The organism is Leifsonia sp. PS1209 (genome assembly GCF_012317045.1).
GTDB lineage: Bacteria > Actinomycetota > Actinomycetes > Actinomycetales > Microbacteriaceae > Leifsonia.
This window is the reverse complement of sequence record NZ_CP051154.1, coordinates 1,819,893-1,844,296: the sequence shown is the minus strand read 5'-3', so window position 1 is coordinate 1,844,296 and position 24,404 is coordinate 1,819,893. Positions and strand designations below refer to the sequence as shown.

At 70.1% G+C, this 24,404-nt stretch carries 15 protein-coding genes; 6 read left to right on the top strand and 9 right to left on the bottom strand.

Annotated elements, in window-relative coordinates; translation table 11 throughout:
* Nucleotides 1–7: 7 nt before the first annotated feature.
* From HF024_RS08685 to HF024_RS08670, 4 genes are all read right to left on the bottom strand, one after another.
* Nucleotides 8–1,318, bottom strand: a complete 1,311-nt coding sequence (locus HF024_RS08685) for an alpha/beta hydrolase (protein WP_168689293.1) — start codon at nucleotides 1,316–1,318, stop codon at nucleotides 8–10.
* Nucleotides 1,319–1,491: 173 nt separating this feature from the next.
* Nucleotides 1,492–3,807, bottom strand: a complete 2,316-nt coding sequence (ligA, locus tag HF024_RS08680) for an NAD-dependent DNA ligase LigA (protein ID WP_168689292.1) — start codon at nucleotides 3,805–3,807, stop codon at nucleotides 1,492–1,494.
* A gap of 56 nt (nucleotides 3,808–3,863) precedes the next feature.
* Complete coding sequence (gene mnmA / locus HF024_RS08675; protein ID WP_247597374.1) at nucleotides 3,864–4,967, bottom strand: tRNA 2-thiouridine(34) synthase MnmA; 1,104 nt, start codon at nucleotides 4,965–4,967, stop codon at nucleotides 3,864–3,866.
* Nucleotides 4,968–5,045: 78 nt separating this feature from the next.
* On the bottom strand, nucleotides 5,046–6,239 hold the full coding sequence (locus HF024_RS08670; protein ID WP_168689291.1) for a cysteine desulfurase family protein: 1,194 nt from the start codon (nucleotides 6,237–6,239) through the stop codon (nucleotides 5,046–5,048).
* 52 nt (nucleotides 6,240–6,291) lie between these two features.
* Between HF024_RS08670 and glgX the strand changes: the two genes are divergently transcribed.
* Together glgX and ybaK are read left to right on the top strand one after the other, a co-directional pair.
* A complete protein-coding gene (gene glgX / locus HF024_RS08665; protein WP_168689290.1) occupies nucleotides 6,292–8,409 on the top strand; it encodes a glycogen debranching protein GlgX in 2,118 nt (705 codons plus the stop codon).
* Nucleotides 8,409–8,909, top strand: coding sequence for a Cys-tRNA(Pro) deacylase (ybaK, locus tag HF024_RS08660; protein WP_168689289.1), 501 nt, complete (start codon nucleotides 8,409–8,411; stop codon nucleotides 8,907–8,909). Before glgX ends, ybaK begins: the two co-directional genes overlap by 1 nt.
* Nucleotides 8,910–8,912: 3 nt before the next feature.
* Here ybaK and glgP read toward each other — a convergent pair whose 3' ends face one another.
* On the bottom strand, nucleotides 8,913–11,486 hold the full coding sequence (gene glgP / locus HF024_RS08655; RefSeq protein WP_168689288.1) for an alpha-glucan family phosphorylase: 2,574 nt from the start codon (nucleotides 11,484–11,486) through the stop codon (nucleotides 8,913–8,915).
* 161 nt (nucleotides 11,487–11,647) lie between these two features.
* On the opposite strand from glgP, the gene HF024_RS08650 reads away from it, so the two are divergent.
* Both HF024_RS08650 and glgB read left to right on the top strand, forming a co-directional pair.
* A complete protein-coding gene (locus HF024_RS08650) occupies nucleotides 11,648–13,621 on the top strand; it encodes an alpha-1,4-glucan--maltose-1-phosphate maltosyltransferase (RefSeq protein ID WP_256921882.1) in 1,974 nt (657 codons plus the stop codon).
* Nucleotides 13,621–15,831: a 1,4-alpha-glucan branching protein GlgB gene (gene glgB, locus HF024_RS08645; RefSeq protein ID WP_168689287.1), complete on the top strand. Its 2,211-nt coding sequence runs from the start codon at nucleotides 13,621–13,623 to the stop codon at nucleotides 15,829–15,831. The genes HF024_RS08650 and glgB overlap by 1 nt, the downstream gene beginning before the upstream one ends.
* Here the strand turns inward: glgB and HF024_RS08640 are convergent.
* From HF024_RS08640 to HF024_RS08630, 3 genes are all read right to left on the bottom strand, one after another.
* Entirely contained in the window at nucleotides 15,812–16,597 is a 786-nt protein-coding gene (locus tag HF024_RS08640; RefSeq protein WP_168689286.1) for an NAD(P)H-binding protein, read from the bottom strand. The two genes, glgB and HF024_RS08640, sit on opposite strands and share 20 nt — an antisense overlap.
* Nucleotides 16,598–16,664: 67 nt before the next feature.
* Entirely contained in the window at nucleotides 16,665–17,660 is a 996-nt protein-coding gene (locus tag HF024_RS08635) for a tetratricopeptide repeat protein (RefSeq protein ID WP_168689285.1), read from the bottom strand.
* Entirely contained in the window at nucleotides 17,657–19,552 is a 1,896-nt protein-coding gene (locus tag HF024_RS08630; protein WP_168689284.1) for a hypothetical protein, read from the bottom strand. The genes HF024_RS08635 and HF024_RS08630 overlap by 4 nt, the downstream gene beginning before the upstream one ends.
* A 186-nt stretch (nucleotides 19,553–19,738) precedes the next feature.
* On the opposite strand from HF024_RS08630, the gene HF024_RS08625 reads away from it, so the two are divergent.
* Together HF024_RS08625 and HF024_RS08620 are read left to right on the top strand one after the other, a co-directional pair.
* Nucleotides 19,739–22,573: a DivIVA domain-containing protein gene (locus HF024_RS08625; protein WP_168689283.1), complete on the top strand. Its 2,835-nt coding sequence runs from the start codon at nucleotides 19,739–19,741 to the stop codon at nucleotides 22,571–22,573.
* A gap of 22 nt (nucleotides 22,574–22,595) precedes the next feature.
* Nucleotides 22,596–23,633 carry an AI-2E family transporter gene (locus tag HF024_RS08620; protein ID WP_085368551.1) on the top strand — a complete coding sequence of 346 codons (1,038 nt, stop codon included), beginning with the start codon at nucleotides 22,596–22,598 and terminating at the stop codon, nucleotides 23,631–23,633.
* A gap of 33 nt (nucleotides 23,634–23,666) precedes the next feature.
* Here the strand turns inward: HF024_RS08620 and HF024_RS08615 are convergent, their stop codons facing one another.
* Nucleotides 23,667–24,398, bottom strand: coding sequence for an alpha/beta fold hydrolase (locus HF024_RS08615; protein ID WP_210724052.1), 732 nt, complete (start codon nucleotides 24,396–24,398; stop codon nucleotides 23,667–23,669).
* Between the last annotated feature and the right edge of the window lie 6 nt (nucleotides 24,399–24,404).

Sequence of the window (24,404 nt, the reverse complement as noted above, 5' to 3'; positions counted from 1 at the left end):
TCCAGGGTCAGCGCGCCGAGGCGGTCACGACGCCGCCGGACGATCCCGTCCCGCTGATCACCAGGCGGCCCTGGTCGATGCCGATCATGGCGAGGTTGCGCATGCACTCCGTGCCGGCCGTGAAGTACTCGTTGTGGCCGGACGAGCCGCTGAGGCTCTTGCCGGTGATCGGGTCGACAGCTCCTCCCACATCCATCCGCTGCGCGCCGTAGGACGCGGAGCCCGGGTCGCTTCCGAAGAACGCGCTGTGCACGACCGGGTCGAGGTCGGCCTGGCCGACGAACACGTTGCCGCCGCGCACGCTCAGCTGCTGCACCGACTGCGCGTCGCTGCCCGGCGAGCCCATCAGCGCCAGCGCATCCACCGTCACCGTGTGCCGCTGGAGGGCGAGCAGTGCGGCCGTCGAACCGTAGGAGTGCGCGAGCACGCTCAGGTACGGCGGGTTCTCCTTCCGCAGCTCCTGGATGCCGACCAGGGTGCGCTCCAGGCTGTCCGCGCCCTCTTCGGCAAGCTGCATCCCGCCGATGTTGGTGAGCACGGGCGTCTGGTAGCCGATCCAGGCGACCACGGCGACGCCCGGCGCCCCGCCGGAGGAACGCGGCCCGAGGAGCCTGTGCAGGAACGCGGTCTGCTCGTCGTGCAGGTTCTGCGCGACCTTGGCCCAGTCGACGATCTGCTCCCCCACCGACATGTACATGCCGGGCACCAGCACGCTCACGTAGCGCGCGGTCGACAGGTCGCCGACGACGATCGACGCTCTGGCGTCGTCGGAGGTGTCGAGGTTGACCAGGGTGCGCTTCACGCCGTCCTTGACGGTGAGGGCCTTCTTCACGTTGTCGAGCGTGGTGAGCCTGCGCTCCAGCTCCAGGCGCACGGCCTTGCCGTTCTCGGTGGTGAGGCGCTTCGTGGTCGAGGCGATCGTGCGGCTGAGGTCGATCGCGTTCGCCTTGCCGCGGACCGAGTACGGGATGCCCTCCAGGTTGCCGATCACGTGCGGGGCCTCGGCGACGAGCGCCGCCTGCTTGACGGGGTCGAGCAGGCGCCAGACCGCGGAGACGTCACCGGCGCGCGGCGGCGTGACGAGCATCCGGTCGAGGTCGGCCTTGTGCGCGCTGACGAAGCCGGGCACCGCGGCGGCGCTCAGCCCGGCGATGGAGCCGAGCAGCGATCCCGGCGCGACGGCCGACGTCCCGCTGCCGGAGGGAGCATCGGCGACGACCGCGTCGTACGAGGAGGCGCTGTAGCTGTATGCCGCGATCGGAGGGAGATCTGCGGGCGCGACGGAAACCCCGGTCAGCCCTGTGGCGACCGAGGTCATGGCGATAACAGCTGCAAAGCCGACCAGCACTCCGTCCGGGTCCCTCCGAGAGCGACGAGCTAAGCCCTTGCAGTGCGCCCCGGGCGAGCGCACTCTTCGATGCTATCGGTAGCGCGATCGCGTCAGGCCGGTCATTCTACCCCCTGTTCAGGCGTAGACGGACGAGTCCTGGCTCAGGATTGCTCGTCGGCCGCCCCGGAATCGTCCGAATCGTCCAGAGCAGACGGCCCAAGCTCGACAAGAATCCGAAACTGCTCCGCGTCGAGGATGCGGAGGCCCAGCGCCTCCGCCTTCGCGAGCTTCGACCCTGCGCCCGGTCCGGCAGCGACGAAATCGGTGTTCTTCGACACGCTGGATGCTGCCTTGCCGCCGGCGGCGATGATCGCCTCCTGCGCGCCCTCCCTCGTATAGCCCTCCAGAGAGCCGGTGGCGACGACGGTCAGCCCGGCGAGCACGCCGCCCGCCTCCGCCGCTGCACCAGGACCGGGATGCCCCGGCGTCGCGAACTGCACGCCGTCCGCGGCCCAGCGCTCCACGATCTCGCGGTGCCAGTCCACCTCGAACCAGGCGAGCACCGCGTCGGCGATGATCCCGCCGACGCCGTCGACCGCGGCCAAGTCGTCCCTGGTGGCGGTGCGGATCGCATCCAGCGACCCGAAGTGGTTGGCGAGTGCCCGGGCGGCGACCGGACCGACGTGCCGGATGTTCAGGGCGACCAGGATGCGCCAGAGCGGCTTCACGCGCGCCGCGGCCAGGTTGGCCAGCAGCTCGACCGCGTTCTTCGACGGCACGTGGTCTTCGTCTCCGCCGAACTCGGCGGCGTCCGGGTCGTACGCGCCGTCCTTCTTCTGCCGGCGGCGGCGGAACGGGGTGTCCGTCTTCTCCGCGCCGGAGTCCGTGAGCTTGGGCAGCCCGGTCTCCGAGTCGCGCACGACGACCTCGACAGGGAAGATGTCTTCCATCCGCAAGCCAAACAGTCCGGCCTCCGTGGGCAGCGGTGGTGTCGGCGGGTGCAGCGGCTGGGTGAGGGCGGCCGCGGCCACCTCCCCGAGCGCCTCGATGTCGAGCGCCCCGCGCGACCCGATGTGCTCGACGCGCCCGCGCACCTGGGCCGGACAGAACTCGGAGTTGGGGCAGCGGAGGTCGATGTCGCCCTCCTTCGCCGGGGCGAGCTTCGTGCCGCACTCCGGGCAGTTCTCCGGCATGACGAACTCGCGCTCCGTGCCGTCGCGCAGCTCGACCACCGGGCCGAGGACCTCGGGGATCACGTCGCCCGCCTTGCGCAGCACGACGGTGTCGCCGATGAGCACGCCCTTGGCCTTGACCACATCCTGGTTGTGCAGCGTGGCCTGGCGCACCTCGGAGCCGGCCACCTTCACCTTCTCCATGACGGCGAACGGCGTGGCACGCCCTGTCCGGCCGACGCTCACGACGATGTCGAGCAGCTTGGTGTTGACCTGCTCCGGCGGGTATTTGTAGGCGATGGCCCAGCGCGGCGCACGGCTGGTGGCTCCCAGCTCGTCGTGCAGCGCCAGCTCGTCGACCTTCACCACGATGCCGTCGATCTCGTGCTCGACGCTCGCGCGGTGCTCGCCGAAGTATTCGATGAACTCGGCGACCTTGTGCGCGTCGTCGAACACCCGGTAGTGCGAGGAGGTGGGCAGGCCCCACTCCTTCAGCAGGTCGTAGACCTCGGACTGGCTGGCCACCGGCGGGTTGGCCCACGCTCCGATGCCGTGCACGAGCATGTGCAGTCGCACCAGCCTGTTGTGCATGAGCGCGAGCTGGGCCTGGTTCTTGTTCTCCGCCTTCTGGCGCAGCGACCCGCTGGCCGCGTTGCGCGCGTTGGCGAAGACCTTCTCGCCCTGCTCCAGCTGGGCGGCGTTCAGAGCCTCGAATTCGGCGACGGGGAAGAACACCTCACCGCGCACCTCCACCAGCGAAGGGTGGCCCGTGCCGGACAGCTTCGCCGGGATGGCCGGGATGTACCGGATGTTCTCGGTGACGTCTTCGCCCACGACGCCGTCGCCGCGGGTCGCGGCGCTCACCAGCGTGCCGTACTCGTAGCGCAGGTTGATCGCGAGGCCGTCGATTTTGAGCTCGCTGAGGTAGTGAACCCGGCGCCCGGCGTCTCGCTCCACCTTGGCCGCCCACGCCTCGAACTCCTCGATCGAGAAGACGTTGTCGAGGCTGAGCATGCGCTCGGCGTGCTCGACCGGCGCGAACAGCGTGGTCTGCGCGCGACCGCCGACGGTCTGGGTGGGGCTGTCCTGGCTCTGCAGCTCGGGATGCAGACGCTCCAGCTCTTCGAGCCGCTGGATCATGCGGTCGTAGTCCTGGTCGCTGACGAGCACGGTGTCGCGCTCGTAGTACGCATCCCGCAGCTCCAGGATGCGCGTGGTCAGCTCCGCGGCCTCGGCGCGGGCGTCCGTGTCGCTCTGCTCCGTGCTGCTGTCGATGTCGTCGTGCGTGCTGGTGTCGTCTGCCACGACAGACAGCTTATTCACCACCACCGACGTCCAAGCGGGGGCGCGCCCCTCGGCGCCTAGCCGACGGGGACGGCGGAGACCGTGCGGTCGATGGTGGTCTGGCCGAGCACGCGCGTGCCGACGTAGACCACGGCCGTCTGCCCGGGCGCGACGCCGTTCAGGGGCACGTCCGGGCGGATCACGAGCTCTCCGTCGCGCACCACGGCCACAGCGGACACAGGGTCGGCGTGCGCGCGGATCTGCACGTCGCAGGCGAACTCCTCGCCGGCGTCCTCCGGAGCGCGGCCGGCCCAGGTGAACCGGGAGCCGGCGATCTCGGCGATGTCGAGCGCCTCCTTCGGGCCGACGACGACCGTGTTGTCCTTGGGGCGCACCTCGAGCACGAAGCGGGGCTTCCCGTCGTCCGACGGGTAGCCGATGTTGAGGCCCTTCCGCTGGCCGACCGTGAACGCGTGGGCGCCATCGTGGCTGCCCAGCCGGTTGCCCTCTCTGTCGAGGATGTCGCCGGTCTCGGCGCCGACGCGGTCGGCGAGCCAGCCGCGGGTGTCTCCGTCCGGGATGAAGCAGATGTCGTGCGAGTCCGGCTTGGTGGCGACGCTGAATCCGCGCTCCGCCGCCTCGGCGCGCACCTCGGCCTTCGACGGCGTGTCTCCGAGCGGGAACATCGCGTGTGCGAGCTGCTCGGAGGTGAGCACGCCGAGCACGTACGACTGGTCCTTGGCCCACGCGCTCGCCCTGTGCAGCTCGCGGTTGCCGTCGTCGTCGGTCAGGATCGTGGCGTAGTGGCCGGTGCAGACCGCGTCGAAGCCGAGGTCGAGCGCCTTCTCGAGCAGCGCGGCGAACTTGATCTTCTCGTTGCAGCGCATGCACGGGTTGGGCGTGCGGCCCGCGCTGTACTCCGCGATGAAGTCGTCGACCACGTCGAGCTTGAAGCGCTCGGAGAAGTCCCACACGTAGTACGGGATGCCGATGATGTTGGCCGCGCGCTGCGCATCCATCGAGTCCTCGATCGTGCAGCAGCCGCGGCTGCCGGTGCGCAGCGTGCCCGGCATCCTGCTGAGCGCCAGGTGCACGCCCACCACGTCGTGCCCGGCGTCCACGGCGCGTGCCGCCGCCACCGCAGAGTCCACCCCGCCGCTCATCGCTGCCAAAATCTTCACCCGGCGATTGTACGCGCCCACCCTGGATGCGGTCGCCGGGCCGGACGGGCGCACCAGTGAGCGCGCCAGCCGAACGCGTCAGGCGAGCCGGGAGGCGCGGGTGGCCAGCCCGGCGCGGGACGCCTGGGCGTACGCGGACGGGAGGGCGGCGAGCAGCGCATCCACGTCGGCGTCCGTGGTGGTGCGGCCGATGGTGAAGCGGAGGGCGCTGCGGGCGTCGTCCTCGCTGCGGCCCATCGCCAGCAGCACGTGCGACGGCTCCGGGATGCCCGCCTGACAAGCGGAGCCCGTGGAGACGGAGACACCGGCGAGGTCGAGCAGGAACAGCAGCGAGTCGCCCTGGGCGCCCGGGAAGGTGAAGTGCGCGTTCGAGGCGACCCTCTCGCCGCTCTCCGGATCCGGCCCGCTCAGCCGCGCCTCGGGCACGGCAGCCTGCACACCGTGGATCAGCCGATCCCGCAGCGCGGTCAGCCGCGCGCTCTCCTCCGCCAGCTCGGCGGCCGCCGCGCGCGCCGCCACGGCGAACGACACCGCAGCAGCAACATCCTGGGTGCCGCTGCGCACCTGCCGCTGCTGGCCGCCGCCGTGCACCAGAGGCACGACGCTCGCGCTGCGGGAGAGCACGAGCGCGCCGATGCCGACCGGTCCGCCGATCTTGTGCGCCGACACGCTGAGCGCCGCGACGCCGAGCGAGGAGAAGTCGATCGGCAGGTGCCCGTACGCCGCCACCGCGTCGATGTGCGCCGGCACACCGGCCGCCGCGGCGAGCGCCCCCAGTTCCTCGACGGGCTGGATGGTGCCGACCTCGTTGTTGACGGAGAGGACGGTGAGCAGCGCTGTCTCGTCTGCCCGTGCGGCGAGCGCATCCCGGGCGGCGTCGAGCCGGATGCGGCCGTCGGCGTCCAGGGGCAGCCAGTCCGCCTGTGCGCCTTCGGCGTTCTGCAGCCAGTCGATCGTGTCGATCGTGGCGTGGTGCTCTCCTCCCGGCGCGAGGATGCGCGGCCGACGGGCGCCCGTGTTGCGCTGCCAGTACAGTCCTTTGATCGCGAGGTTGATCGCCTCGGTGCCTCCCGAGGTGAAGACCACTTCGATCGGGTCGCAGCCGAGGGTGGCGGCGACGGTCTCCCTGGCCTCTTCGAGCATCCGCTTGGCCTGCTGGCCCTGGCTGTGGATGGACGAGGGGTTGCCGACGACGCCCATCGCCTCCGCGTACGCGGCGATGGCGTCCGGCCGCATCGGCGTGGTGGCCGCGTGGTCGAGGTAGACAGGCACCGGCCCTCCTTCGCTCAGATCGGCTCGTCGGCTATTCACTACTGTAGATCGCATGAGCCCCGCTGATCCTCTGCGCAACCTCGGCGTCCGCGTCGGCACTCACGGCGGCGAGCTGCGGGTGTGGTCCGAGCACGCCGACGGCATGGAGCTGTGCCTGTTCGACGCGAAGGACCCGAACTGGCTGGTGAAGACCGTGCCGATGACCAAGGATGCGAACAACGTCTGGGTGGGCAGGTCGCGCTCGCTGGCCGTGGGCGCCCGGTATGCCATCCGGGTGTCCGGCCCTGCGTCTCCCACCAACGTGTTCAATCCGGAGACGATGCTGCTCGACCCGTATGCGCGGGGGCTGGTGCGGGTGGGCTCCGACGGGTGGCGCGGCACGGTCGTGGCGGACGGCTTCGACTGGGGGGACGTGAGCAAGCCGAACATCCCACTGGATCACACCGTGGTCTACGAGGCGCACGTGAAAGGCATCAGCAAGCTCAACCCCGATGTGCCGGAGGAGCTGCGCGGAACGTACGCCGGCCTCGCGCACGAGTCGACAATCGGCTATCTGAAGGATCTGGGCGTCACCGCCGTCGAGCTGCTCCCCGTGCAGGCGTTCGTCTCCGAGCAGCGGCTGCTGCAGCAGGGGCTCACCAACTACTGGGGATACAACACCCTCAACTTCTTCTCCCCGCACGCCCCGTATGCGTCGCGTGCTGCGCAGGCGGCCGGTCCGGATGCGGTGCTCGCCGAGTTCAAGGGCATGGTCAAGCTGCTGCACCAGGCCGGGCTCGAGGTCATCCTCGACGTGGTCTACAACCACACGGCCGAGGAGGGGCTGGGCGGTCCGCGCACCAGCTTCCGCGGCATCGACAACGCCACCTACTACCGGCAGGACGAGACCGGCGCGTACATCGACGTGACCGGATGCGGGAACACCCTGAACTTCGGGCATCCGGTCCCCATCCGGCTGGTGCAGGATTCGCTGCGCTACTGGGCGAACGAGATGCAGATCGACGGGTTCCGGTTCGACCTGGCCGCGACGCTGGGGCGCGGGGCGGACGTGCAGTACAGCCCGGAGCATCCCCTGCTGCAGAGCGTGCTCAGCGATCCGGCGCTGGCCGACGTGAAGATGATCGCCGAGCCGTGGGATGTCGGGATGGGCGGCTGGCAGACGGGGAACTTCCCGGCCGGCTGGTCGGAGTGGAACGACCGCTACCGCGACAGGGTGCGGAACTTCTGGCTCGCCGACATCGCGGAGGCGAGGAGGAACGGGAACCCTCCGGTCGGCATCGGCGGCTTCGCGACCAGGCTCGCCGGGTCGTCGAACACCTTCTCGCCGGAGCGCGGACCGCTGGCGTCCGTGAACTTCGTGACGGCGCACGACGGGTTCACGATGGCGGATCTGACCGCGTATGACGTGAAGCACAACCTCGGCAACGGCGAGAACAACCGGGACGGCACCGACAACAACCGGTCGTTCAACCACGGCATCGAGGGCGTGACGACCGACGAGGCGGTCCTCCTCGACCGGCACAAGGCGATCAGGAACCTGATGGGCACCCTGCTGCTGTCCGCCGGCGTGCCGATGATCACCTCCGGCGACGAGTTCGGTCGCAGCCAGCGCGGCAACAACAACGCGTACTGCCAGGACAGCGAGCTCACCTGGCTGAGCTGGCTGCGCACCCGCGAGCAGCGGGAGATGTACGACACCACCCGGCGGCTGCTCGAACTCCGCAGGGACAATCCCGCGCTCCGTCCGAGCAAGTACGCGGTGTTCGGTCAGTCCACCAAGAACGCCAGCCACATGGACTGGTTCGACGCGTCCGGCGCGCTGATGGACGACGAGGACTGGAACTCGCCGGAGAACCGCACCCTGCAGTACCTGGCGGCGTCGACGCCCGACCAGGAGGAGTTCAACCGCATCCTGCTGATCGTGCACGGCGTCGAGGACGACGTGGAGGTGCGACTCCCCGTCGCACCCGGCGTCGACTCGTACCGGCTGCTCTGGGACAGCGCGACCGAGGTGCCGATCGACGAGGAGCACGAGACACTCGCCCCCGGCGCCACCCGGCTGGTGGGAGGCGCGTCGATGCAGCTGTTCCGCGCCAACGGCCCGCGCCTGGAGCCGTCGGAAACGGCCATCCAGCAGCACCCGGCCGAGGCAGCGGAGGCAACGGCGTAGTGGCGAAGGCGAAGTCGCCGTCCGGGAGGATGGCAGGCACCCCGGCGACCGTCGCGCTGACGGCGGCCGGCATCGCGTTCACGGTGCACGCGTACGACCACGACCCGGCGGCCGCCTCGTACGGCCTGGAAGCGGCGGAGGCGCTCGGCGTCGAACCCGACCGCGTGTTCAAAACGCTGCTCGCCGACACCGAGCTCGGCCTCGTGGTCGGCATTGTGCCGGTGACCGGGATGCTCGACCTCAAGGCGCTCGCCGCTGCCGTCGGCGCCAAGCGCGCGACGATGGCCGATCCGGCCGTCGCCGAACGCAAGACCGGCTATGTGGTCGGCGGCATCAGCCCGATCGGGCAGAAGACCAGGCTCCGCACCGTGCTGGACGAGACGGCCCAGCTCTGGGACACGGTGTTCGTCTCCGGCGGCAAGCGCGGGATGGACGTGGAGCTCTCCCCCACCGACCTCCTCGCCGTCACCGCCGGAGACGTCGCGGCCATCGCCGCCTGACGGTCAGCTCGCGACCGCCACCAGCCCCAGCTCCGCATCGGAGATCAGCAGCGGGTTGCGCGGCACGACACGCACCGTGTATCCGAAACCGCCCGCGTGGTCGAGCTCGACCGTCCCGCGGTACTCGCGCGCCACGGACGGGTCGTCGACGCCCGGCTCCGCTTCGTCGACAGCGAGCGCCTCGTGGCGAACGTCGGTCAGGTCGTCGCCCTCGTGGCTGCGGCCGTAGACCAGCTGCACCTCCACGTCGTCGGGGCTCAGCCCGCCCAGGTGCACCAGTGCGCGCACGTGCAGCTCGTCGCCGACCTGCGGCACAGCATCCACACCTCCGGCGTCGACGTGGGCGACCGTGACGCCCGGCCAGGCTGCGCGGACGCGCGACTTCCAGGCGGCGAGGCTGCGGGCGGCGGCGAAGCCGTCTGCGGTGAGCCTGCGCTCGAACGTGGTGGCGGGAACGTAGAGGCGGGTGACGTACTCGCGCACCATCCTGCCCGCGCTCAGCTCGGGCGACAGGGTGGAGAGGGTGTGCCGGATCTGGCCGACCCACCTCTCGGGCACGCCGTCGCTGTTGCGGTCGTAGAACCGCGGGGCGATCTGGTGCTCGATCAGGTCGTAGAGCGCCTCGGCTTCGAGCGCGTCGCGCTCCGCCCCGTCTCCCGCCGCGTCGGCGGACGGGATCGCCCAGCCGTTCTCGCCGTCGTAGAACTCATTCCACCAGCCGTCGAGGATGGAGAGGTTGAGCGCTCCGTTCAGTGCCGCCTTCATCCCGGAGGTGCCGCACGCCTCCAGCGGGCGCAGCGGGTTGTTCAGCCAGATGTCCGTGCCGGGGTAGAGCAGCTGCGCCATCCCGATGTCGTAGTCGGGCAGGAAGACCATGCGGGTGCGGATGTCGGGCTCCGAGGCGAACTGCACCAGCTTCTGGATGAGGCGCTTGCCCTCGTCGTCTGCCGGATGCGACTTGCCGGCGATCACGATCTGCACCGGCCGGTCGGCGTTCAGCAGGATCGACCGCAGCCGCTCCGGGCTGTGCAGCATCAGGGTGAGGCGCTTGTACGTCGGGACGCGCCGGGCGAACCCGATGGTGAGCACGGACGGGTCGAGCAGCTCGTCCATCCAGGCCGGGGCGATGCCGCCGGGGTTCTGCGACTCCCACGCGGCCTGCAGGCGGCGCCGGGCGTCCTCCACCAGCTGCTCGCGCATCCTGGTGCGCACCGACCACAGGTCGAGGTCGGTGACGGCCTGGCCGTTGGCCCAGTCCGCTGCGGTGGTGTCGTCGGTGCCGAGGCGTTCCTCGGCGAGCGCGAGCAGCATCGGGTCCGTCCAGGTGGGGGCGTGTACGCCGTTGGTGACCGAGTCGATCGGCACCTCCTGCGCGTCGAACCCCGGGTAGAGCCCGTTGAACATCTGCCTGCTGACCTCGCCGTGCAGCCGCGAGACGCCGTTGGCGTGCTGGCCGAGCCGGAGGCCCATCACGGCCATGTTGAACACGTCCGGCGAGCCGCCCGGGTAGTCCTCGGCACCGAGGGAGAGCACCTGCTGCGGGTCGACGCCGGGCAGGAGGTCGGTGGAGAAATAGCGCTGGACGAGAGGGGTGTCGAACCGGTCGATGCCGGCGGGGACAGGGGTGTGCGTGGTGAACACCGTTCCCGCACGCACCACCTGTAGCGCCTCGTCGAAGGTGAGGCCCTCGCCGATCAGGTCGGAGATGCGCTCCAGGCCGAGGAACCCTGCGTGGCCCTCGTTGGTGTGGAACACCTCGGCGGCCGGAGTTCCGGTCAGGTCGTTCCACGCCTTGACGGCGCGCACGCCGCCGATGCCGAGCAGCAGCTCCTGCAGCAGGCGGTGCTCTCCTCCTCCGCCGTACAGGCGGTCGGTCACCGAGCGCAGCCGCTCCTCGTTGTCTGGGATGTCCGTGTCGAGCAGCAGCAGCGTCACACGTCCGACGGCGACCTGCCAGACGCGGGCGTGCAGCACGCCGTCGGGGAGGGCGAGCGTGATCTGCACCGGGGTGCCGTCCGGGTTGCGCAGGACGGACAGCGGAAGGCCGTCGGGGTCGAGCACCGGGTAGCTCTCCAGCTGCCAGCCGTCCGGCGTGATCGCCTGGGCGAAGTATCCCGAGCGGTAGAAGAGGCCGACGCCGACGAGAGGAACGCCGAGGTCGCTCGCGGCCTTGAGGTGGTCGCCGGCGAGGATGCCGAGGCCGCCCGAGTACTGCGGCAGGGCGGCGGCGATCCCGAACTCCGGGGAGAAGTATGCGATGGAGTGAGGAGCGGAGTCGTCGAGCGACTGATACCAGCGCGGCTCGCTCAGGTATGCGCGCAGGTCCTCCCGGATGTGGGAGGCCCAGTCGACGTAGCCCTGGTCGGCAGCGAGTTCGGCGAGCCGGGCAGGCTCGACGGCGCCCAGCAGCGCGATCGGATCGTGGCCCACCTGCTGCCACAACTCGGGCGCGATCCTCGCGAACAGCTGGCGGGTCGGCTCATGCCAGGACCAGCGCAAATTGCCTGCAATCTCTTCGAGAGCAGAGAGATTCTCTGGCAGGACGGCACGGACGGTGAACCTTCGGATAGCCTTCACGCTGCCACTCTAGGGGAGCCTGATGTCCGGCACGTTAATGCGTGTACGGTCGGGGTGTGGCAAAGAGTGCAGCGACCAAAACAGTATCGGCCGGACAGCCTGCATCCCCTGCGGACGGCGGCGCACCGGCGCAGACCGACTACGTTCCCCTGCTGGGGCGCATCCCGATCCTGGGGCTCTCCCCCCAGGTGGACGACGGCCTCTGGCCGGCGGCGGCGTTCAGCGGGGAGGTGATCCCGTTCCGGGCCACGGCGTTCAGGGAGGGCCACGACCAGATCGGCGTCGACCTGCTCCTGCTCGACCCGAACGGCGTGCAGACCGAGCACAGGATGCACCCCGTCGACCCGGGCACCGACCGCTGGGAGGTGCTCGTCCAGCTGGAGACGGAGGGCCTCTGGAAGTACCGCGTGCAGGCGTACGCCGACGAGTACGCCACCTGGCGGCACAACGCGGAGGTCAAGATCCCGGCCGGCATCGACACCGAGCTGATGCTGACCATCGGGCACGAGCTCCTCACCCGCGCGGCGACGGACAAGCGCCGCAGCACGGCGGAGCGCCGCCACCTCACCGAGACCGCCAAGGTGGTCGCCGACACCACCAAGACAGTGGATGAACGGTTCGCCGCCGCCATCGAGCCGCGCGTCGCTGGCATCCTCACCGTGCGCCCCGTCGTCGACCTGCCCACCCTCTCCGCGACGCGCGGCGTGCAGGTGGAGCGCACCCGCGCGGGCGTCGGCAGCTGGTACGAGTTCTTCCCGCGCTCCGAGGGCGCGAAGAAGCAGCCGGACGGCACCTGGAAGTCCGGCACCTTCCGCTCGGCGGCGAAGCGCCTGCCGGAGGTCGCCGCGATGGGCTTCGACGTCGTCTACCTGCCGCCGATCCACCCGATCGGGCGCACGTTCCGCAAGGGGCCGAACAACACGCTGGATGCGGGACCGAACGATCCGGGTTCGCCCTGGGCCATCGGCTCGGCGGAGGGCGGCCACGACGCCATCCACCCCGACCTCGGCACGGAGAAGGACTTCGTCTACTTCGTCGGCAAGGCCAAGCAGGCCGGGCTCGAGGTCGCGCTCGACCTCGCACTGCAGGCCGCACCGGACCACCCGTGGGTCACCGAGCATCCCGAGTGGTTCACGACCCTGCCGGACGGCACGATCGCGTACGCCGAGAACCCGCCGAAGAAGTACCAGGACATCTACCCGATCAACTTCGACAACGACCCGGAGGGCCTGCGCGAGGAGATCCTGCGCATCGTCCGCTACTGGATGTCGCTCGGCGTCCGCATCTTCCGCGTGGACAACCCGCACACCAAGCCGCTGGCGTTCTGGGAGTGGCTGATCCGCACGGTCAACGCCACCGACCCGGATGTGGTCTTCCTCGCCGAGGCGTTCACCCGCCCCGCGATCCTGCACACGCTCGCCAAGGCGGGCTTCCAGCAGTCGTACACCTACTTCACCTGGCGCAACACGAAGGAGGAGCTGGAGGAGTTCCTCACCGGCCTCGCTACAGAGACGGCGGACTTCCTGCGCCCCAACCTGTTCGTCAACACCCCGGACATCCTCACCGAGTACCTGCAGTTCGGCGGCCCGGCCGCGTTCAAGGTGCGCGCGGCCATCGCGGCGACGGCCGCGCCGACCTGGGGCGTCTACTCCGGCTTCGAGCTGTACGAGAACGTCGCCCGCGCCGGCGCGGAGGAGTACATCGACAACGAGAAGTACGAGTACCGCCCGCGCGACTACGGCAGGGCGCAGACCCTCGGCCAGTCGCTCGCGCCGTACCTGACCATGCTCAACCGGGCGCGCAGCGAGCATCCGGCGCTCCGCCAGCTGCGCAACCTGCGGGTGCACGCCAGCGACGACGACTCGATCCTCGTCTACTCCAAATATCTGGCCGGCGAGTTCACCCGCAGCGGCAAACCGGATGCGGTCATCGTCGTGGCGAACGTCGACCCGCACTCGGTGCGCGAGACGATGGTGCACCTCGACGTCGCCGCGTTCGGCGTCGAGCCCGGCGCCCTGTTCGAGGTCAAAGACATCGTCACGGGTGCGAAATGGACCTGGGGGGCCGACGACTACGTCCGGCTCGACGCGTTCACCGAGCCCGTGCACATCCTTACTGTGAAGGCAGGTTCCTGATGAGTCCCATCCCCGAAGGCGCGGCAGCCGTTGAGCTCCCCACCCTCGACGACGGGCTGCTCCTCGCCGTCGCCACCGGCAGCTACCACGACCCGCACGCCGTCCTCGGCCAGCACGCGGTCAGCGCGCCGGGCGTCGCCGACCCCATCACGGTCATCCGGACGCTGCGCCCGCTCGCCAGCGAGGTGACGGCTGTGCTGTCGACCGGCGCGCACATCGAGCTCGCGCACGTCGCCCACGGCGTCTGGCAGGGCATCGACATCATCGGAGCCGGCACGTACACGATCGAGGCCCGCTACCCGGACGGCAGCGTCTGGGACGCAGAGGACCCGTACCGGTTCGCGCCCACCATCGGCGAGCTGGACATCCACCTCATCGCCGAGGGCAGGCACGAGCAGCTGTGGACGGCTCTCGGAGCGCACCTCCGCGAGATCGACGGCGTGCGCGGCACGGCGTTCACCGTCTGGGCCCCGCACGCCCGCGCGGTGCGGGTGGTCGGCGACTTCAACGACTGGGACGGCGAACGCCACTCCCTGCGCAGCATGGGCTCCTCCGGCGTCTGGGAGATCTTCCTCCCCGGCATCGGCGCCGGCGCGATCTACAAGTTCGACCTGCTCGGCCAGAACGGCGCGTGGGTGCGCAAGGCCGACCCGATGGCCAGGCAGGCGGAGACTCCCCCGGCCACCGCCTCCGTCGTCACCGCCTCCGAGCACGTCTGGGGCGACGACCAGTGGATGCGCGACCGCTCCTCCCACGACGCCCACTCCGGCCCGATGAGCATCTACGAGCTGCACTTCGGCAGCTGGCGGCCGGGCCTCGGCTACCGGGAGGCCGCCGACCAGCTGATCGACTACGTCGGCGCCCTCGGCTACACGCACGTCGAGTTCCTGCCGCTCGCCGAGCATCCCTTCGGCGGATCGTGGGGATACCAGGTCACCGGGTACTACGCGCCGACCAGCAGGTTCGGCTCCCCCGACGACCTGCGCTACCTGATCGACCGGCTGCACCAGGCCGGGTTCGGCGTGATCATGGACTGGGTGCCCGGCCACTTCCCGAAGGACGACTGGGCGCTGGCCCGGTTCGACGGGCAGGCGCTCTACGAGCACTCCGACCCGCGCCGCGGCGAGCAGAAGGACTGGGGCACGTACGTCTTCGACTTCGGCAACTCGCAGGTGCGCAACTTCCTCGTCGCGAACGCGCTCTACTGGCTGGAGGAGTTCCACGTCGACGGCCTGCGGGTCGACGCCGTCGCCTCGATGCTCTACCTCGACTACTCCCGCGCTGACGGCGAATGGCTGCCGAACATCCACGGCGGCCGGGAGAACCTGGAGGCGATCAGCTTCCTGCAGGAGGTCACGGCCACCTCCTACAAGCGGAATCCGGGCACGGTGATGATCGCCGAGGAGTCCACCAGCTGGCCGGGCGTCACCCAGCCGACCTCCTCCGGCGGCCTCGGCTTCGGCCTCAAGTGGAACATGGGCTGGATGCACGACGCGCTGCAGTACATCGAGGAGGACCCGATGTACCGCAGCTACCACCACAGCGAGATCACCTTCTCGTTCGTCTACGCGTTCAGCGAGAACTTCCTCCTGCCGATCAGCCACGACGAGGTCGTGCACGGCAAGGGCTCGCTGCTCGGCAAGATGCCGGGCGACCACTGGCAGCAGCTCGCGAACGTGCGGGCATTCCTCGCGTTCATGTGGGCGCACCCCGGCAAGCAGCTGCTGTTCATGGGCCAGGAGTTCGGGCAGCCGTCGGAGTGGAGCGAGGAGCGCGGCCTCGACTGGTGGATCCTCGACCAGCCGTCGCACCGCGGCCTCTGGGACCTGGTGGCCCAGCTGAACGCCGTCTACAAGGCCACCCCCGCGCTCTGGGCGCTCGACAACGATCCGGCCGGCTTCGAGTGGATCGACGGCTCGGACGCGGCGGGCAACGTCGTGTCGTTCCTGCGCAAGGATGCGGACGGCTCACCGATCGCCGTCGTGATGAACTTCTCCGGCGCGCCGCACACGGGCTACCGCGTCGCACTGCCGTTCGCCGGTCAGTGGGAGGAGCTGCTGAACACGGACGCCGAGGCGTTCGGCGGCTCCGGTGTCGGCAACCTCGGGGTGGTGGATGCGGTGGACGAGCCCTGGGCCGGCCGCCCGGCGTCCGCGCTGGTCACGCTTCCGCCGCTCGGCGCCCTGTGGCTCAAGCCGCGTTCGAGCTGAGCCAGGTGGCGTAGTCGATGCCGGGCAGGGCAGCATCCGGAACCAGGTTGCTGCCCGCCCGGAGGAACGTGCCGAGCTGACCGCCGAGCCGCACGGGCACGATCGCGCCGCGCGCACCGGTCGCCGCCTTCCACTGCTCCGCGAGCTCGCGCGTGGTCTCGACCTTCGGGCCCCCGACCGTGAGCGTGGAATCCTCCTCGCCCTGGCCGTCGACGGCGTCGACCAGCAGCCGGGCGACATCGCTGACCGCGATCGGCTGGAAGCTGGTCTTCGACGGAGCGGGGATGACGCCCGCCTTCCCCCGCGCGAAGATCGACGACACGAAGTCGTGGAACTGCGTCGTGCGCAGGATGCGGGTGCTGAGCGGAGACTCCCGGTAGACGCGCTCCTGGGCGGCCTTGGCGCGGTAGTAGCTGTACCCGGACTGATCGACGTTCACGATGGACAGCAGCACGGCCTGGTGCACGCCGAACCGGGCCGCGGTGTGCAATAGGTTCTGCGAGCCGTGGGCGAAGACGTGGGCGGCGGTTCTGCCGGAGCCGTTGGTGGTGTCCACCAGCACGTCGACGCCCTCGAGCACCGCTTCGAGCCCGTCTCCGGAGACGACATCGGCCGTCTCGTACACGGCGCCGAGCACATACTGCTCGCTGTCGTCGTCCGGCACCCGGCGGGAGGCGACGATCACGTCGTGGCCACGGCCCACGGCTTCATTGGTGACGGCGCGACCGGCGAGGCCGGTTCCTCCGACGACGAGAACGCGGGCCATGCAGGGGCCTCCCGGCAGATCGATACGATGCGGTTAGGAGCGGAAGCCGCTGGGGCCGGTGATCGGCTCAGTACAGCAGCGACGCCAGCCTAGCCCGCGCCTTCACGACGCGCTGGTCATCCACACCGACGATCTCGAAATAGTCCAGGATGCGCGTGCGCACCGCGTCCTTGCCCGCGGCGTCGAGCTTCGGGAACAACGTGAGCAGCCGGTCGAACGCGTCGTCAACGTGTCCACCCGAGATGTCGAGGTCGGCCACGAGCAGCTGCGCGTCCACGTCGTCGGGGGCGGCGGCCCCGGCCGAGCGGATCTCGTCGAGCGACTTCCCTGCCAGCCGCGCGAGCAGGCTCACCTGGGCAAGGCCGGCGACGGCCATGCTGTCGCGCGGGTCCTGGGCGATCGCGGTCTTGTACTCCGCGATGGCCGTGTCGAAGTCGCCGCGCTCGATCGCCTCGTACGCCTCTGCGTGGTGCGGGGGAAGCGGCTCCGGCGTCGGCTCCGCCTGCTCCGCCGCGTCTCCGGCCTCCGGCACCGCTGCGCCGTCGACGGCCGCGCGTCCGGTCACGCCGTTCTGAGCGGCGAGCTGCAGCAGCTGCTCGAACACGTCGCGCACCTGCTGCTCCGGGATCGCCCCGGCGAAGAGCTGCACGGGGCGTCCGCCGATGACGGCGGCGACGGCGGGGATCGACTGCGCCTGGAACGCCTGCGTGAGCTGCGGGTTCGCATCCACGTCGACCTTCACCAGCACCAGGCGGCCGCCGTACTCGGCGATCAGCCTGTCCAGGATGGGACTGAGCTGCTTGCACGGCTCGCACCACTCGGCCCACAGGTCGACGACCACCGGGACGGTCATCGAGAGGTCGAGGAAGTCGTTGAAGTTGGCGTCCGTGCCCTCGAAGTAGAGGCTCGGCAGGGCGACGTCGCCGCCCTGCTCCCCCGCCGGTGCCGTTCCGGCGGCCGCGCCGGCCGCTGCGGGCTGACCGGACGTCATGGCCCGGTTCACGAGCGAGGTGAGGTCGACGGCTCCGCGCAGGTTCGTGGGGCTCGGCGGGATCTGGCTCATTGGACTTCCTTGGCTGAGACGAGGCCCTGGGCGAAGCCCAGGAGGGTGATCTTGGAGGACGAGCCCGCCGGCGGCACGTAGAACGCCAGCTGGTATCCGTAGGTGGATGCGATGCCCGTCTTGGACGACGCTACTCCGGAAAGCGCGGCGGAGGTCGGCCCTGCGTCCACTTCCGCTCCGGCCTCGACGACGCGCAGGGTCTGCGTCTCCTCGAGGTTGACCCAGACGATCGCACCGGAGTCGTTGGTCGCCATCGCGATGTCCGGTCCTGCGCCGACCGCGCTGGTGAAGTCGAGCGACGACGTCGCGCCGAACTTCTGCTGCAGCTCGGCCTTCTGCTGCGCCTTCCACTCGGCGCCGACCTGCGTGCGCAGGGTGTCGCCCTCCGGGCTGAACAGCGCGGCGGACGTGCTCGCGTCCCCGTTCATCAGCACGTCGCCGTATGCGGCGGCGAGTTCCTTCGGCGGCAGCTTCAGCAGCTTCGAGTCCGGCGGCACGACGGCGGAGCCGATGCTGGCCGGTGCGAGGTTCGGGACCTTGGCCTTCGGCTCGAGCGAGACGGCGTACGTCACGAGGTAGTTGTCGCGCGGGGTCTCCTGCACCAGCGTCAGCGCGAGAGGAGCCTGGGCCGCCCCGTTGGCGTCCTTCGGCGTCTCGACGACGGCGGTGACCGTGCGCGGCCAGGTGTCCGTGGCCTGCGGAAGCGAGAGCACGATCGGGCTGGCCGGGATGGCGGGGAGCGCAGGCTCGTCCGCCTTCTTGGCGCGGATGGCGTAGTTGGCCTCGCGCAGCTGCAGGGCAGGACCGGTGAAGCGCTGCTTGGCGATGGCCGGGTCGGCCTTCGCGTCGGCCGTGGTCGCCGTCGCGGAGATGCGCTTCACGATGCGCTCCAGCTGCGGCACGGTGACGGCGGGGGGAAGCTGGTCCTTGGCCTTGGGCAGCTCGGTGGTGATGGGGCTCGCCGTGCGGATCGGGACGGAGGACGACTGCACGGAGCCGATCGAGCATCCACTGAGCGCCAGGGCGCCGACGAGCGTGATCGGCACGGCGACCATCGAGCGCCTGATCGACCGACGGCCCTTCGGGGTGGCCTCGACGGCCTTGGACGGCTTGTACTTGGGCGCCTTCGGCAGCTTCGGCATCTTCGGTCCGCCCTTCCTGCGCGGGCCACGCGACTTGCGGATGGCGTACAGGCCCCAGAGGTAGAGGCCGATGCCCACCACCAGCAGCACGAGGCCGCCGATGATCAGCGGGAAGGCGAACGGGGTGCTCGAGTCGACCGGCCAGGTGACGCGGATCTGGTTCGGAGCAGCCTTCGTGCCGTCTCCGGCGACGATCACGCTGATGCTGTCCGGGACGTTCATCCTGGTGACCTGCGCGTCTTCGCCGTCGAACTCCTCCAGCCACATGTCGGAGCCGGCCGGGTTGGGGTTCGGCGTGGCGGCCGCGTCGCCCGTCGTCGCGCCCTCCGCCGGGGTGGTCGTCGCCGGGTCGGCGGGAGCGGCCGGGGTGGACGTCGGGGCGGGAGTGGCCGTCGACGTCGATTCGCCGTCGGTCGTCTTGGTGGTGACCGTCTTCATCGTGATGTCGCCGGTGGTCTTGTCGAGCCCGAGGCTCACGTACTTCTCGGAGCCCAGCCAGGCCTTCACGTCGGCGGTCCTGCCGTATGCGACGACCTGCGACTTGGCGTCTCCACCGCTCACCGACAGGGTCTGCTGCCCGGGATGTGCGTTCAGCACGGCGCCGTCGATCACGATGAATCGAGGGTCGCCTTTGACAGTCGTGGTCGCGGCGATCTGCGACGGGGGCGCGAAAACCGTGCGCTGGGCGATTCCCGCGACGATCATGACGGCCGCCACGACGAACGCGACGATGGCGAGTACGAAACGCAAGCAAGCTCCTTCTGTGCCGGAGACGACGGGAGGCACAGTTACACAAAGATACCGGGTCACCCTGGGAGCCGTCTAACCATTGCCTCCACGGATGCACTGTCCACCGGTGCGCGCCCCTGGCTTGAAATGTAGGATCGTCGGGGTGCACGCCAGGCGCCGCACCCCCCGAGCTTTCAGGAGTATGAAGTGGCCACCGACGAATCGAACTTCACCCAGGTCTTCCGCGGCTACGACAAGGACGAGGTCGACAAGGCCCTGCAGGAGCTGCGCCGCGACCTGATCAAGTCGAACACGCAGGCCGCGGACGCCACCAAGGAGATCAAGCGCCTGCAGGTGCGCGTCGAGGAGCTCAACGCCGAGATCGAGGAGGTCGGCAGCCCGACGTTCTCCGGCCTCGGCACCAAACTGGAGAACACCCTCAGGGTCGCCGAAGAGCAGTCCACCCGGCTGATCGCGCAGGCGGACATCGACGCGGAGAAGCTGCGCGCCGGTGTCGCAGCAGAGGTCGAGAAGATCAAGACCACCGCATCCCAGCAGGCGGAGCGCATCCTGGCCGACGCCAGGGCCCGCGCGACGACCGCCATCGAGGACGCCCAGATCGAGTCGGCCGAGCTGCTGGAGAAGACCAGGGCGGACAAGGAGACGCTGCTCACCGACGCGATGCGCGAGGCCGCGGCGATCCGCGGCGCCGTCGCCACGGAGGCGGCGGAGGTCAGGGCCACCAGCAAGCGCGAGGCGTCCGCCGTCCGCGCGGAGGCCGACAGAGAGGCCGCCGAGCTCAAGGCCGTGGCCACCAGGGAGGCGGAGGCCGCTCGCGCAGAGGCCGCCCAGCTCGACCGCGAGATCGAGACCAGGCGCACCGAGCTCGCCACCGCGTTCGCGGAGGACAGGGCGGCGTTCGAGCGCGAGTCCGAGCAGACCAGGCTCGACCTGGCCAGGCAGGTGGCGGAGACGGCGGACCGCCTCGAGGCGGAGCAGACCAGCACGCGCAACGCCCTCGCCGCCGAAGCCGCCCAGGCGCGCGCGGACCTCGCAGCAGAGGTCGAGCAGCAGCGGGCGGCCATCGCCGCGGAGACGGCCCAGACGAAGGCCGACCTCGAGAACGAGTCCAAGACCACACGCCTCGCGCTGCAGACCGAGGTGGAGCAGACCAAGAAGGCCCTCGCGGTCGAGGTCGAGCAGACCAAGGCGTCGCTGGACGCCGAGGTGGAGCAGACACGGTCGTCGCTCGCCGACGAGGTCACCAGCACGAAGAGCGCCCTGGCCGACGAGGTCACTCGCACGAAGCAGGAGCTCGCCGACGAGGTCACTCGCACGAAGAGCGCGCTCGCGGACGAGGTCACGACCACGAAGAGCGCACTCGCGGACGAGGTCACCACCACCAAGAGCGCCCTCGCCACCGAGGTCAGCACCACGAAGAGCGCCCTCGACGCCGAAGCGGCGACCACCAGGAGCGCCCTGGCCGAGGAGGTCGAGCGCACCAGGAAGGAACTCGCCGACGAGGTCCTGCAGACGAGAACCGCCCTCGAAAAGGAGGCGACCGAGACCAGGGCGCAGCTCGAGTCCGACCGCGCGACCACCGCGGCCTCCCTCGCCGCAGACCGCGAGCAGACGGCCACCGCGCTCGCCACCGAGGTCGAGCAGACCAGGGCGGCCCTCGCCGCGGACGCCGAGCGACAGCGCCGCGAACTGGATGCGGAGGCCACCGAGCTGCGCGCGTCCCTCGCCGAGGAGGTCGACACGGCCAGGAGCTCGCTCGCCGACGAGCTCGCGCGCGAGCGAAGCGCCCTCGCGGCGGAGACCGCGAACGTCCGGTCGGAGCTCGCCGCCGAAGTGACCTCCACGAAGTCGGCCCTGGCCGCGGAGGTCGAGCAGACGAAGTCCGCTCTCGACACCGAGGTCACCACCACGAAGTCGGCCCTCGCCGCAGAGGTCGAGCAGACCAAGGCCGAGCTGGCCGCCGAGGTCGAGCAGACCCAGACCACCCTCGCCGCGGAGGTCGAGCAGACGAAGTCGGCCCTCGCCGCCGAGGTCGAGCAGACGAAATCGGCCCTCGCCGCAGAAGTGGAGCAGACGAAGTCGGCCCTCGACACCGAGGTCACCACCACGAAGTCGGCCCTCGCCGCCGAGGTCGAGCAGACGAAGTCCGCCCTCGCCGCCGAGGTCGAGCAGACCAAGTCGAGCCTCGACGAGGAGGTGCAGCGCATCCAGAGCACGCTCGCGGAGGACACCCGCCGCACGGCCGTCGACCTGGCCGACCAGCGCGAGGCGACCGCCAACGAGCTGGAGAACGACAGGGAGCAGCAGCGCCTCGCCCTGCAGCGCGAGGCGGAGCAGACCCGCGTCGACCTCGCGGCGGAGACCGAGCAGGCCCGCGTCGCCCTCGAGCGGGAGACCGCCGAGGCGCGCGCGACCCTGGCCGCCGAGGTCGCCGAGTCACGCACGGCGCTGGAAGCCGAGCTCGCCTCCCTGCGCAGCGCGTTCGAGCAGGAGTCCGTGCAGGCGCGGTCCGCCCTCGACACCGAGCTCACCACGATGCGCACCGAGGTGCTCGAGACCGTGGATGCGCGCACCCGCGAGATCGAGCAGGCCCGCATCGACCTCGACGTCGAGCTCAAAGCGCGCCGCGACGAGGCCGAGAAGGACTACCTGCTCCGGCACCAGGAAGCGGTCGCCCAGACCCAGAAGTACCTCGACGAGGCCAACACCCAGCTCGCCGACGCCGTCAAGCGCACGGCGCAGGCGCGTGCGGAGGCGGAGAAGGCCGAGAACGAGGCGCGCACGACAATCAAGTCGGCGAAGTCCGAAGCGGACGAAACTGGGCGTACCATCGTCGCCGAAGCCGAGGAACGCGCAGCTGCGCTGATCGAGGACGCCGACGAACGGACACGCCGCCTGGTGGCGGACGCCGAGGAGCGGTTGGCCCAGATTAGGATTGAGCGCGAAGCCGTTGCCGGCTACTTCGAGAACCTGCGTGGAGTCCTGCAGCAGGCCGAGAAGGTGACCACCGACAGAGACTGACCAAGAGCACCGTGGGGGCCCCGTGAAGATCCTGAACCCGTTCCGCGTCGGATTGATCGGAACCCTCGGGGTCGGGCTGGGTTTCCTGCTCCTGACGTCGATCGTCAACCTGGCGACGATCCTCACCTACATCGGAGCCGCCCTCTTCATCGCGCTCGGCATCGAGCCGTTGATCTCGTTCCTCGAACGGCGCAAGTTCCCGCGCTGGGCGGCGCTCACCGTCACCCTGGTGGTCATCATCGGGCTGGTCACTCTGCTCATCTGGGCGATCGTGCCGGTGGCCGTCGACCAGCTGTCCCAGCTCATCCAGGGCATCATCGGCTGGGTCAACCACGGGGATGCGGAGAAGTGGTTCGAGGGGCTGCAGCACCAGTTCCCGACCATCGTCAACCAGGACAACATCGACGCCGTCACCAAGTGGCTGCAGCAGAACCTGCCCAACATCACCTCGCAGGTGCTGCAGACCGGCATCGGCATCGTCAGCGGCGTGTTCGGCGGGATCATCATCATCATCCTGACCATCTACTTCACGGCGTCGCTGCCGAGCATCAAGCGCGCCACCTACCAGCTGGTGCCCGCCTCCAAGCGCTCCCGGTTCGCCGACCTCGGCGACCAGATCACCGACTCCGTCGGCAAGTACGTGATGGGGCAGGTCGCGCTGGCGCTGGTCAACGGCGTCCTGAGTGCGATCTTCCTGACGATCATCGGCGCCAAGTTCCCGATCCTGCTCGCGTCCGTGGCGTTCTTCTTCTCGCTGATCCCGCTCGTCGGCACGATCACCGGCTCGGTGATCATCACGGCGGTCTGCCTGCTGGCCGGGCCGCCGACCGCCATCGCTGCGGCGATCTACTACATCATCTACATGCAGGTCGAGGCGTACGTGCTCAGCCCGCGCATCATGAACCGCGCGGTGGCCGTGCCCGGCGCCCTGGTCGTGGTGGCCGCCCTCGCGGGTGGAACGCTGCTCGGCATCCTCGGCGCGCTGATCGCCATCCCGTTCGCCGCCGCGATCCTGCTCATCATCAAGCAGGTCGTCATCCCGCGCCAGAACGAGCTCTAGCCCGCGGGGCGGCGCCGGCGCCCGTCGTCGTCGCTAGTCGACGGGCGGGTACGTGGTCGGCAGAGGCAGCGCGGACGGGTTCACGCGCGCGACGATCTCGGTCAGCACGCGCCTGGTCTGCGTCTCGCCGACCCACAGGTGCTTGCCGCCCTCAACGTCGACCAGCTCGATCTGCGGCAGCGGCGCGAACCGCTCGGCGGCCGCATCCGGTTTCAGGTAGTCGTCGTGCTCCGGGATGAGCGCCACGATCGGGCGGCTGTCCCCCGCCCACGCCGCCAGGTGCTCCAGCTTAGCGCGGTGCAGCGGCGGGGAGAGCAGGATCACCCCGGCGACCGGATACTGGCGTCCGTACATCAGCGCCAGCTCCGTCCCGAACGACCAGCCGACCAGCCACGGCTTCGGCAGTCCGCGCTCCGCGACGAAGTCCATCGCCGCCTCGACGTCGTACCGCTCGTCGACGCCGTGCCCGAACGCGCCCTGGCTGGTGCCGCGCGGCGACGTCACCCCGCGCAGGTTGAAGCGCAGCACGGCGATGTCGGCCAGGGCCGGCAGCCGCCCCGCCGCCTTCCGCAGGATGTGCGAGTCCATGAAGCCGCCACCCGTCGGCAGCGGGTGCAGCGTGACGAGGGTCGCGACCGGCGGACGGTCGAGCGGGCTTGCCAGCTCGCCGACCAGGGTGAGGCCGTCGCGCGTGTGCAGCTCGATGTCTTCGCGTCGTGCAGGCAGCTCGATGGCGCCGCGGATCTCGGTGGGGGCAGTCGTCACGGACGT

Excerpts from the sequence above, each read along its gene's own strand:
- HF024_RS08635 (WP_168689285.1), bottom strand. The coding sequence starts at position 17,660 with ATGAGCCAGATCCCGCCGAGCCCCACGAACCTGCGCGGAGCCGTCGAC.
- HF024_RS08685 (WP_168689293.1), bottom strand. The coding sequence starts at position 1,318 with ATGACCTCGGTCGCCACAGGGCTGACCGGGGTTTCCGTCGCGCCCGCA.
- HF024_RS08640 (WP_168689286.1), bottom strand. The coding sequence starts at position 16,597 with ATGGCCCGCGTTCTCGTCGTCGGAGGAACCGGCCTCGCCGGTCGCGCC.
- glgX (WP_168689290.1), top strand. The coding sequence starts at position 6,292 with ATGAGCCCCGCTGATCCTCTGCGCAACCTCGGCGTCCGCGTCGGCACT.
- glgB (WP_168689287.1), top strand. The coding sequence starts at position 13,621 with ATGAGTCCCATCCCCGAAGGCGCGGCAGCCGTTGAGCTCCCCACCCTC.